Origin of the sequence: Phytobacter sp. V69, assembly GCF_965644215.1 — a bacterium.
Taxonomy (GTDB): domain Bacteria; phylum Pseudomonadota; class Gammaproteobacteria; order Enterobacterales; family Enterobacteriaceae; genus Phytobacter.
On sequence record NZ_CBFFRL010000048.1, the window covers coordinates 18,063 to 28,501 of the forward strand.

General features: G+C 52.4%; 10 protein-coding genes. 8 read left to right on the forward strand and 2 right to left on the reverse strand.

The genetic code is table 11. The annotated features are described in order from the left end of the window. Positions 1-7: 7 nt before the first annotated feature. Positions 8-877: a MurR/RpiR family transcriptional regulator gene (locus ACSZPU_RS09140; RefSeq protein WP_498997803.1), complete on the reverse strand. Its 870-nt coding sequence runs from the start codon at positions 875-877 to the stop codon at positions 8-10. 345 nt (positions 878-1,222) lie between these two features. On the opposite strand from ACSZPU_RS09140, the gene zwf reads away from it, so the two are divergent. The 5 genes from zwf (at position 1,223) to ACSZPU_RS09165 (ending at position 7,499) form a co-directional block, all read left to right on the forward strand. Further along, on the forward strand, positions 1,223-2,698 hold the full coding sequence (gene zwf / locus ACSZPU_RS09145; protein ID WP_498997783.1) for a glucose-6-phosphate dehydrogenase: 1,476 nt from the start codon (positions 1,223-1,225) through the stop codon (positions 2,696-2,698). Positions 2,699-2,930: 232 nt separating this feature from the next. Then, positions 2,931-4,742 (forward strand): phosphogluconate dehydratase, encoded by a 1,812-nt coding sequence (gene edd / locus ACSZPU_RS09150; RefSeq protein WP_498997785.1) that lies wholly within the window; start codon positions 2,931-2,933, stop codon positions 4,740-4,742. Positions 4,743-4,781: 39 nt separating this feature from the next. Continuing rightward, entirely contained in the window at positions 4,782-5,420 is a 639-nt protein-coding gene (gene kdgA, locus ACSZPU_RS09155) for a bifunctional 4-hydroxy-2-oxoglutarate aldolase/2-dehydro-3-deoxy-phosphogluconate aldolase (protein WP_498997788.1), read from the forward strand. Between the two features lie 279 nt (positions 5,421-5,699). Next, the gene (locus ACSZPU_RS09160) at positions 5,700-6,314 is read left to right on the forward strand and encodes a fimbrial biogenesis chaperone (RefSeq protein WP_498997805.1); all 615 of its coding nucleotides are present in this window, start codon (positions 5,700-5,702) and stop codon (positions 6,312-6,314) included. Positions 6,315-6,326: 12 nt separating this feature from the next. Further along, positions 6,327-7,499, forward strand: a complete 1,173-nt coding sequence (locus ACSZPU_RS09165; RefSeq protein ID WP_498997791.1) for a fimbrial protein — start codon at positions 6,327-6,329, stop codon at positions 7,497-7,499. Between the two features lie 55 nt (positions 7,500-7,554). On the opposite strand, the gene purT is transcribed toward ACSZPU_RS09165, so the two are convergent. After that, positions 7,555-8,733 (reverse strand): formate-dependent phosphoribosylglycinamide formyltransferase, encoded by a 1,179-nt coding sequence (purT, locus tag ACSZPU_RS09170; protein ID WP_498997793.1) that lies wholly within the window; start codon positions 8,731-8,733, stop codon positions 7,555-7,557. 129 nt (positions 8,734-8,862) lie between these two features. Between purT and ACSZPU_RS09175 the strand changes: the two genes are divergently transcribed. From ACSZPU_RS09175 to ACSZPU_RS09185, 3 genes are all read left to right on the forward strand, one after another. After that, positions 8,863-9,204 (forward strand): YebG family protein, encoded by a 342-nt coding sequence (locus ACSZPU_RS09175; RefSeq protein ID WP_498997795.1) that lies wholly within the window; start codon positions 8,863-8,865, stop codon positions 9,202-9,204. 65 nt (positions 9,205-9,269) lie between these two features. After that, complete coding sequence (yebF, locus tag ACSZPU_RS09180) at positions 9,270-9,617, forward strand: protein YebF (RefSeq protein ID WP_498997797.1); 348 nt, start codon at positions 9,270-9,272, stop codon at positions 9,615-9,617. A gap of 96 nt (positions 9,618-9,713) precedes the next feature. Beyond that, entirely contained in the window at positions 9,714-10,370 is a 657-nt protein-coding gene (locus tag ACSZPU_RS09185) for a tellurite resistance TerB family protein (protein ID WP_498997799.1), read from the forward strand. Positions 10,371-10,439: the final 69 nt, after the last annotated feature.

Below are 10,439 nucleotides of genomic sequence, written 5' to 3' on the forward strand. Positions count from 1 at the left end.
CGGTCTATTAATGTTTGTCGCTCCGGAGAAGGAGCTCCTTATCAAAGCGCGATTCTTTGAGTGCTTCTTTGACACGCTTCAAGTTATCCCTGAATTTTGCGCCACGTCGCAATGTGAAGCCGGTGGCGAGAACGTCAATCACCGTGAGCTGCGCCAGACGTGACACCATTGGCATATAGATGTCGGTATCTTCCGGGACGTCGAGGGTGATGGCCAGGGTAGCCTCCCGGGCAAGCGGCGTGTCTGCTGACGTCAGGGCAATGACCATGGCATCGTTTTCACGTGCCAGCTGCGCCAGTTCAACCAGACTTTTTGTCCGTCCGGTATGAGAAATCAGCACAACCACGTCATCGTCACTACAATTCATACAACTCATGCGTTGCAGCACAATGTCGTCGGTGTAAATGACTGGTACGTTAAAGCGGAAAAATTTGTTCATCGCATCGTGCGCCACGGCGGCGGACGAGCCAAGACCGAAAAAGGCGATTTTCTTTGCCTGCGTCAGCAGATCCACGGCGCGGTTGACTGCCGTCATATCGAGTGACTGGCGCACATGATCGAGGCTGGCCATCGCCGACTCGAAAATTTTACCGATATAGGCCTCGACGCTATCATCTTCGTCGACGTTACGATTTACATAGGGAGTGCCATTTGCCAGACTCTGCGCCAGGTGCAATTTAAAGTCCGGGAACCCGCGGGTCTCCAGACTGCGGCAAAATCGGTTCACCGTCGGCTCGCTGACGCCCGCTTCCTGGGCGAGGGCGGCGATACTGGAGTGAATGGCTTTATCGGGTGAGGCGAGAATCACTTCCGCCACTTTGCGCTCGGATTTGCTAAGGTGTTCCAGTTGAGACTGGATTTTTTCCAGCATATTCATTATTAACGAATCGCTCATCAGTGAAACGATTCCACAGAAGGGTGAAATCGTGATGCGTTTTAGCAAGAATATACCTTTCTGCGAAAAAGAAAGGTAAGTCACAATATTAAATGTTGTTGTTTTTTTTCATTACATGATCACAGTCGGGTTTTATCCGCTGTGTATCAGGCAAACATCCAGCATTTTCAGGGCGAAAAACCAGATTTTCGCCGACAGACGAAAGAACGCACGTGCAGACAAGCGTTAGCGGTTTCGGGAATTACGTAAAAGCAGTACAGTGCAGTGTAATAAAATTACAACGAAAACCTGGCATAAGCACCAGGATAGCCAACTGAGGAGAATGACATGGCGGTAACGCAAACAACCCAGGCATGTGACCTGGTCATTTTCGGCGCGAAAGGCGACCTCGCACGCCGGAAATTGCTGCCTTCGCTGTATCAACTCGAAAAAGCGGGTCAGATCCATCCGGATACGCGTATCCTGGGTGTCGGACGCGCCGACTGGGATAAAGAAACCTACACCAAAGTGGTGCGTGAAGCGCTCGAAACTTTCATGAAAGAAAAAATCGATGAAAGCTTATGGGATACGCTGAGCGGCCGCCTGGATTTCTGCAACCTTGACGTCAACGACACCAAAGCATTCAAACGCCTTGGCACCCTGCTTGACCAGAAAAATCGCACCACCATCAACTATTTTGCTATGCCACCCAGCACCTTTGGCGCTATCTGCAAAGGCCTGGGCGAGGCTAAGCTGAACGCTAAACCTGCGCGCGTTGTCATGGAAAAACCGCTGGGAACTTCGCTTGCGACTTCTCGTGAAATCAACGACCAGGTGGGCGAATACTTCGAAGAGTGCCAGGTTTACCGTATTGACCATTATCTGGGCAAAGAGACGGTCCTGAACCTGCTGGCGCTGCGTTTTGCCAACTCCCTGTTTGTGAACAACTGGGATAACCGCACGATCGATCATGTGGAAATCACGGTTGCGGAAGAAGTGGGTATCGAAGGTCGCTGGGGTTACTTTGACCAGGCCGGTCAAATGCGCGACATGATCCAGAACCACCTGCTGCAAATTCTTTGCATGATCGCTATGTCTCCGCCGTCAGATCTGACGGCTGACAGCATCCGCGATGAAAAAGTGAAGGTACTGAAATCTCTGCGTCGTATCGATCGCTCGAACGTGCGTGAGAAAACCGTCCGTGGTCAGTACACCACCGGTTTTGCCCAGGGCAAAAAAGTGCCGGGCTATCTGGAAGAAGAGGGCGCGAACAAATCCAGCAACACCGAAACCTTCGTCTCCATTCGCGTGGATATTGATAACTGGCGTTGGGCGGGCGTGCCGTTCTACCTGCGTACCGGTAAACGCCTGCCGACGAAGTGTTCAGAAGTCGTGGTCTATTTCAAAACGCCTGAGCTCAACCTGTTCAAAGAATCCTGGCAGGATCTGCCGCAGAACAAGCTCACCATTCGCCTGCAGCCAGACGAAGGGGTGGATATCCAGGTCCTGAACAAAGTGCCGGGGCTGGATCACAAACACAACCTGCAGACCACTAAGCTGGATCTGAGCTACTCCGAAACCTTCAACGAATCGCATCTGGCGGACGCCTACGAGCGTCTGCTGCTGGAAACCATGCGCGGCATTCAGGCGCTGTTCGTGCGTCGTGATGAAGTGGAAGAGGCGTGGAAGTGGGTCGACTCCATCACCGAAGCCTGGGCGATGGACAACGACTCGCCGAAACCGTATCAGGCAGGAACCTGGGGACCGGTTGCCTCTGTGGCGATGATCACCCGCGATGGCCGTTCCTGGAACGAATTTGAGTAACCAGGTTGTTGTGAATGTTACGTGGTTTTACCGGTAACATGATCTAACACAGAAATCAGGTCAATATTTCAACTTTCAAGCTCCGACTGGATTCACCAGCGGAGCTTTTTTTATTACACTGGCTCCAGTGATTTTGCCTTTGGGCGCGGTATACCGGCGTTTCAGCTGAATTTCTCATGCTAAGAACCTCCTCAATACCGCCGTCCCGAACAGATAAATTTCAGGAGCCTTTATGAATCCAGTATTGTTACGCGTAACAAATCGTGTTATTGAACGCTCGCGCGAAAGCCGAACTGCCTACCTCCAACGCATCAATCAGGCGAGGAGTGAAACCGTACACCGCTCCTCACTGGCGTGTGGCAACCTGGCCCACGGTTTTGCCGCCTGCCAGCCTGAAGACAAAGCCTCGCTCAAAAGTATGCTGCGTAACAATATCGGCATCATCACCTCCTACAACGATATGCTTTCCGCACATCAGCCCTACGAAGCCTACCCAAACATCATCCGCAAAGCGCTGCACTCCGTGAATGCGGTGGGCCAGGTTGCGGGCGGCGTACCGGCGATGTGCGATGGGGTTACGCAAGGCCAGGACGGGATGGAGCTTTCGCTGCTCAGCCGTGAAGTGATCGCTATGTCGGCAGCGGTAGGCCTGTCGCACAATATGTTCGATGGCGCGTTATTCCTCGGCGTTTGCGACAAAATCGTTCCCGGCCTTGCCATGGCCGCTTTGTCGTTTGGTCACCTGCCAGCGGTGTTTATTCCGTCAGGCCCGATGGCCAGTGGCCTGGCAAACAAAGAAAAAGTGCGTATTCGCCAGCTCTATGCCGAAGGCAAAGTTGACCGTATGGCGCTGCTGGAATCCGAAGCCGCCTCTTATCACGCGCCGGGTACCTGTACTTTCTACGGTACGGCCAACACCAACCAGATGGTCGTTGAGTTTATGGGTATGCAGTTGCCGGGTTCTTCCTTTGTCCATCCGGATGCGCCGCTGCGTGAAGCGTTGACCTCTGCTGCTGCTCGCCAGGTGACTCGCCTGACCGGTAACGGCAGTGAGTGGATGCCGGTGGGCAAAATGATTGATGAAAAAGTGGTGGTTAACGGTATCGTTTCGCTGCTGGCAACCGGCGGCTCTACTAACCACACCATGCATCTGGTGGCGATGGCGCGTGCGGCGGGCATCATCATTAACTGGGATGACTTCTCTGAACTGTCGGAAACCGTACCGCTGCTGGCGCGACTCTACCCGAACGGTCCGGCGGACATTAACCACTTCCAGGCCGCGGGCGGCGTGCCGGTGCTGTTGCGTGAACTGCTGAAAGGCGGATTGTTGCACGAAGATGTCAATACGGTGGCCGGTTTTGGCCTCTCTCGTTACACCATGGAGCCGTGGCTCAATAACGGCGAGCTGGACTGGCGCGAAGGAGCGACGGCCTCTCTGGATGCAGATGTTATCGCCACGATTGAAAAACCGTTCTCTCGTCATGGCGGTACTAAAGTGCTGAGCGGTAACCTGGGACGCGCGGTAATGAAGACCTCTGCCGTGCCGACTGAATATCAAGTCATTGAAGCGCCGGCGATGGTGTTTGAGAGCCAGCATGACGTGTTACCGGCCTTTGATGCCGGATTGCTGAACAAAGATTGTGTTGTGGTGGTGCGTCATCAAGGACCAAAAGCGAACGGCATGCCAGAATTACATAAACTTATGCCGCCACTTGGTGTATTATTGGACCGCTGTTTCAAAATTGCGTTGGTTACAGATGGACGACTCTCCGGCGCATCAGGTAAAGTGCCCTCAGCGATTCATGTGACACCCGAAGCGTATGACGGCGGATTGCTGGCGAAAGTACGTGATGGCGACATCATCCGTGTAAACGGACAGACCGGCGAATTGACGCTACTGGTCGATGATAACGAGCTTGCTGCACGTCAGCCGCATATTCCTGACCTGAGTGCTGCGCGCGTTGGCACGGGGCGTGAACTGTTTGGCGCACTGCGAGAAAAACTTTCCGGTGCGGAGCAGGGCGCGACCTGCATTACTTTTTAAAACGACAAGATTTTTAGTTCAGGCGAGAGAATAATTCTGATGAAAAATTGGAAAACGAGTGCAGAAGCAATCCTGAAAACTGGCCCGGTAGTGCCGGTTATCGTTGTCAACAAACTGGAGCACGCTGTCCCGATGGCGAAAGCGCTGGTTGCAGGCGGTGTGCGCGTGCTGGAAGTGACACTGCGTACCGCATGTGCCATGGACGCGATCCGCGCGATTGCAAAAGAAGTGCCGGACGCCATCATCGGTGCGGGTACCGTGCTTAACCCGCAGCAGCTGAAAGAAGTCACTGAAGCGGGCGCGCAGTTCGCGATCAGCCCGGGTCTGACCGAGCCGCTGCTGAAAGCCGCAACCGAAGGCACCATCCCGTTGATTCCGGGTATCAGCACTGTTTCAGAGTTGATGCTGGGCATGGACTACGGTTTGAAAGAGTTCAAATTCTTCCCGGCAGAAGCAAACGGCGGCACCAAAGCGCTACAGGCTATTGCAGGTCCGTTCTCTCAGGTACGTTTCTGCCCGACTGGCGGTATCTCCCCGGCTAACTACCGCGACTACCTGGCACTGAAAAGCGTGCTGTGTATCGGTGGTTCCTGGCTGGTTCCGGCCGAGGCGCTGGAAGCAGGCGACTATGACCGCATCACTAAACTGGCTCGCGAAGCAGTAGAAGGCGCGAAGTAATTGGCCTTTCGGGTGAAATATCCCGAATGAAATAAGCAACCGGCACGTACCTTCATACGTGCCGGTTTTTTTATTCGTTCATTCCAGACAGACTTGTCTCTTCAATAAGCTTATTTTTTCTCGTGTCCGCTTTTATATTCTTCGCCTTTGCACAATGTCAGCTTTTTGGCGTCGAAAGGACGTCCCGGATTTTACGGGAGCAAGGGAATGTTTCGGAATATTTTTTGTATCAGTCTATTGGCAATGTTAATCACCTGCCAGACACAGGCCAGTATTGTGATGAACAATACGCGGGTGATTTATAACACCCGCGATCGTGAAGTGACCGTGCCAATATCCAACCGCAGCAGTAAACCTGTGCTGGTACAAAGCTGGATTGATAACGGTGATGCGCAGGCCGATCCGTCAACGGTACAAACTCCGTTTATGATTTTACCTCCGATAACCCGTGTGGATGCCGACAGCACGAAAACGCTGCGACTGCGCGTGGTCAATGTTGCGGCACTTCCTGCCAATCGTGAGTCGGTATTATGGCTCAATGTTCTGGATGTGCCGGTAAAATCTCCTGCAAAGGAAAAGAATCGCCTGCAGGTCGCGCTGCAGTCCCGGATTAAGGTGTTTTATCGTACGGCAGGGTTACGAGGAGATCCAAATAAAGCGGTAGAGGAACTGGTCTGGCGCAGTCACGCGCGGGGGGTAATGGTGACAAACCCGACAGCCTGGCATGTATCACTGGTGTCGGTGGAAAGCCTGGCAGGGATATGGTCGGTGGAGATGATTGAGCCGGGCAAGACGCGGGATTTTCCGCTACCGCTGAAAGCATCGACCCCGATTGATGTGACATGGGTAGATGATAATGGTGCGACACAAATTTATGACGCGGTTACACAATAAACCAGGGAGTGGATGATGGTGATCAGAATAAACTGGTGGAGTCGGTTGGGGTTGTTGTTGGTGGTGACTGGCGCAATAAGTTTTCCGCTAAAAGCTAATGCCTCTTGCTGGCTCGCCCCCCAGTCATGGGGCGACCAGCCCGCGGGTTCAGTCATTAAAATGAATGCCGCCCCCAGTCCAGGTGCGATTCGCATACCCAAAGATATTGCTGACGGCACAGAACTGTATCGAATAACGGCTCGTCATGACAGTCATGTCTACATTCGTATTAACTGTAATAATAGTACAGTGGCGAGTAATTATTATGCGATGGGACGATTTATTGGTGGCACTGAGCCTGCCCGGTCATCATTCACTTCTCCGCTAGGCGTGGTTTATGAAACAGGAACGGAGGGTGTCGGTATGGTCATCCGAACAAGTTCAGCGGGTGACGTCACGCTGGGTACGAAGTATGGTTATGCTTACGACTGTAAAAACTCATCATGTAACCTCTCTCCTGCAACTACCAATATCACTTACATTTTTATCAAAACAGGCGCAATCACCGCTGGCTCTTTAAACCTTGTTGGTTTACCGAAGCTTGAGTCGGTTGTTGGCGGTTATAATTCGCCGAACAGTGTTGTCGTTGTTTTCCAGCCTGTTTTAACCGGAACGATTGCGTTTACCCAGGCCACCTGCACACTGGCTGAAGCAAGTAAAAAAGTGGATTTGGGTAAACACTCGGCAGCAAGTATTACAACTGCCACACCGGTGACGGCCTGGGTGGACGCTTCCATCAATCTGATCAACTGCAACTACGGTGGGGCTCAGGCTTACAAGTACAATATCACCCGCTTTAGCAGCGGTGGTTTAGTGACAAATGGTGGGACAATAACGACACCAGCTCTCTGGAACTTAACACTTGTGCCCGCCAATGGCACGGGCGATATTCTTGATAGCACCAACGGAATTGTAGCGATTGCCAGTGGGGAGGACAGTGCGACAGGCGTGGGTATCCAGCTTTCTACGACTAACACGACAACCCCGACCCCGGTAAAATTCTCGCCGCAATTTATGACCGGCGAGATAGTTGCTGGCACGAATGCCATCATGAAAATCCCTCTTTATGCCCGATATATAAAAACTGGCGAGGTGACGGGTGGAAAAGACAATGGAAAGGTGATTTATCGCGTGGAATATAAATGAAAACGTTATATTTATCCCCAATGAGTTAAAACAGCATTGGGGATAAATAAACGTGTTACCCGCTGACTTTCACTGAGGCCGCTGCTGCTTTCGCCCGTTCAACAGCTTCTTCAACAGTATCTGCCGTTGCCAGCGCAACGCCTAAACGACGCGTGCCGTCAATTTCCGGCTTGCCAAACAGACGCAGTTGCAGACCAGCACCGACAGCATTTTGTACGTTATCAAAGGTGACGTTCTGGCTTTTCAACTCTGGCAGGATCACCGCAGAGGCAGACGGACCGTACTGGCGAATCAGCCCAATCGGCAGGCCGAGGAATGCGCGAACATGCAGGGCAAATTCTGAAACATCCTGAGAAATCAGCGTCACCATACCGGTATCGTGCGGACGCGGGGAGACTTCGCTAAAGACCACTTCATCACCGCAGACAAACAGTTCAACGCCAAACAACCCGTAACCGCCAAGCGCCAGCACAACTTTACTGGCGATCTCTTTTGCGCGTTCCAGCGCCAGATCGGTCATCGCTTGTGGTTGCCAGGATTCGCGGTAATCGCCATCTTCCTGACGGTGGCCGACCGGGGCACAGAAATGCACGCCATCTGCTGCGCTGATCGTCAGCAGGGTGATTTCAAAATCAAAATTCACCACACCTTCAACGATAACGCGACCCGCACCCGCGCGGCCGCCCTGTTGTGCGTACTCCCAGGCTTTCGCCAGTTGATCGGCACTGCGAATGAAGCTCTGACCTTTACCGGAGGAACTCATAACCGGCTTCACGATGCAGGGCAGGCCAATGTCATCGACAGCCTGGCGGAACGCGTCCTCTCCGTCGGCAAAACGGTAGCTTGATGTCGGCAACGCAAGTTCTTCTGCGGCCAGGCGACGGATGCCTTCGCGGTTCATGGTCAGTTTAGTTGCCCGTGCGCAGGGTACAACATGCTGTCCTTGTGCTTCCAGTTCCAGCAACGTGTCAGTGGCAATGGCTTCAATTTCCGGCACGATAAAGTGCGGCTTCTCCAGCGCCACCAGAGCCTTTAGGGCTTCACCATCAAGCATATTAATGACATGCGAACGGTGTGCCACATGCATTGCGGGTGCATCGACATAACGATCCACGGCAATAACTTCAATGCCCAGACGCTGGCACTCAATCGCCACCTCTTTGCCTAATTCACCAGAACCTAATAACATCACGCGAGTTGCCGCCGGACGCAGCGCAGTACCTAACAGAGTCATAGCAGTTTGACCTTCAAAAAAACCTGGCGGCAGTATATACGAAAACGTTTGCGTCTGTCTTTTATGAGTTGCACTCTCATAAATGTCGCAGTATTATACTGTATATAAATACAGTTAAGGGGCTGCATCATGGCGGTTGAAGTCAAGTATGTTGTGATTCGTGAAGGTGAGGAAAAAATGTCTTTTGCCAGCAAAAAGGAAGCTGACGCTTACGATAAAATGCTCGACCTGGCCGAGGTACTTGAAGGCTGGCTGGGCGAAGCGCCAGTGACGCTTGAAGACGACCAGCGCGATCAAATGGCGCTCTGGCTGGCTGAACAGAAAGATGTACTCAGCCATATCCTGAAATCCGGTAAATTGCCGGGTGCAGAGGCGCAGGACGCCGCGCCAGAAGCGAGCCAGGATGATGCCGAAGCCGATTCATCCGACGCGGTAGACATTAAGTCAAAAGCTAAACGTACCGCGGCCTGATCCCGGCTTGCACTGCCAGTAATTTGTACCATGCTTTGATTGGGCATTAGGCACAGGAGAAAAGCATGAAGATAGCAGGGGTTGTGCTGGGTACATTATTACTGGCGGGTAGCATGGCAGCATCCGCTGCCAGCGACAAAACGGTCAAATTTCCTACCTGCGAAGGTATGAGCGCAGAAGGGATTGCTCCGAGCGTTAAACGCGATTATTTGCAAAATCGTATTGTGCGTTGGGCATACGATCAAAAGAAACTTGGGCAAGCGGATCCTGTTGCCTGGGTCAGCCCGAAAGACATTCGGGGTAATAACGATCAATGGGATGTTCCGTTGACCGTTCGCGGCAAGAGCGCAGATATTCACTATCTCGTTAAAATCGATTGTAAAGCAGGAAAGGCAGAATATCTGTCGCGCTAAAGTTGCTACCTTTTCTCATCTTTTGCTGTTTTAGACATTTCCTGACACCCCCTCGCTTACGCTGATCGTTTACGAAACGGTTAAGTGAGGGGAATCATGTCGAACTGGTTGAACCAACTGCAGTCACTTCTTGGCCAACAGGGCCAGCCATCATCTTCCGACGCTCAGGGCCTCGGCAAATTACTGGTACCCGGAGCGCTGGGCGGGCTGGCCGGTTTGCTGGTTGCCAGTAAATCCTCCCGTAAATTGCTGACCAAATACGGTACCAGCGCACTACTCGTTGGCGGCGGGGCTGTTGCGGGCACGGTCCTGTGGAATAAGTACAAAGACAAAGTGCGTACAGCCCATCAGGGGGAAGCGCAGTTTGGTCAACAGAGCTCGTCTGTAGATGAGCGAACAGAACGTCTGATTCTGGCCCTGGTGTTTGCCGCGAAAAGTGACGGACATATTGATGGCAAAGAACGCGCTGCCATCGAACACCAACTGCGTGAAGCGGGTATCGAAGAGCAGGGCAGAGCGCTGATTGCGAAAGCGATTGAACAGCCGCTGGATCCACAGCGTCTTGCCTCAGGCATCAGGAATGAAGAAGAAGCGCTGGAAGTGTACTTCCTGAGCTGTGCTGCTATTGATATCGACCATTTTATGGAACGCAGCTATCTCGGTGCTTTAGGTGATGCCCTTAAGATCCCTCAGGATGTGCGGGAAGGCATCGAAGAAGACCTTCGACAACAAAAAAAGACGCTTATCGACTAGATAGTGTCGTCACGAGGATAAAAATCATTGATAATAGGGCCTTCTAATCAGAAGGCCCTATTATCATGA

Coding starts and splice junctions, on each gene's coding strand:
- ACSZPU_RS09140 (WP_498997803.1), bottom strand. CDS start 877: ATGAATATGCTGGAAAAAATCCAGTCTCAACTGGAACACCTTAGCAAA.
- zwf (WP_498997783.1), top strand. CDS start 1,223: ATGGCGGTAACGCAAACAACCCAGGCATGTGACCTGGTCATTTTCGGC.
- edd (WP_498997785.1), top strand. CDS start 2,931: ATGAATCCAGTATTGTTACGCGTAACAAATCGTGTTATTGAACGCTCG.
- kdgA (WP_498997788.1), top strand. CDS start 4,782: ATGAAAAATTGGAAAACGAGTGCAGAAGCAATCCTGAAAACTGGCCCG.
- ACSZPU_RS09160 (WP_498997805.1), top strand. CDS start 5,700: ATGAACAATACGCGGGTGATTTATAACACCCGCGATCGTGAAGTGACC.
- ACSZPU_RS09165 (WP_498997791.1), top strand. CDS start 6,327: ATGATGGTGATCAGAATAAACTGGTGGAGTCGGTTGGGGTTGTTGTTG.
- purT (WP_498997793.1), bottom strand. CDS start 8,733: ATGACTCTGTTAGGTACTGCGCTGCGTCCGGCGGCAACTCGCGTGATG.
- ACSZPU_RS09175 (WP_498997795.1), top strand. CDS start 8,863: ATGGCGGTTGAAGTCAAGTATGTTGTGATTCGTGAAGGTGAGGAAAAA.
- yebF (WP_498997797.1), top strand. CDS start 9,270: ATGAAGATAGCAGGGGTTGTGCTGGGTACATTATTACTGGCGGGTAGC.
- ACSZPU_RS09185 (WP_498997799.1), top strand. CDS start 9,714: ATGTCGAACTGGTTGAACCAACTGCAGTCACTTCTTGGCCAACAGGGC.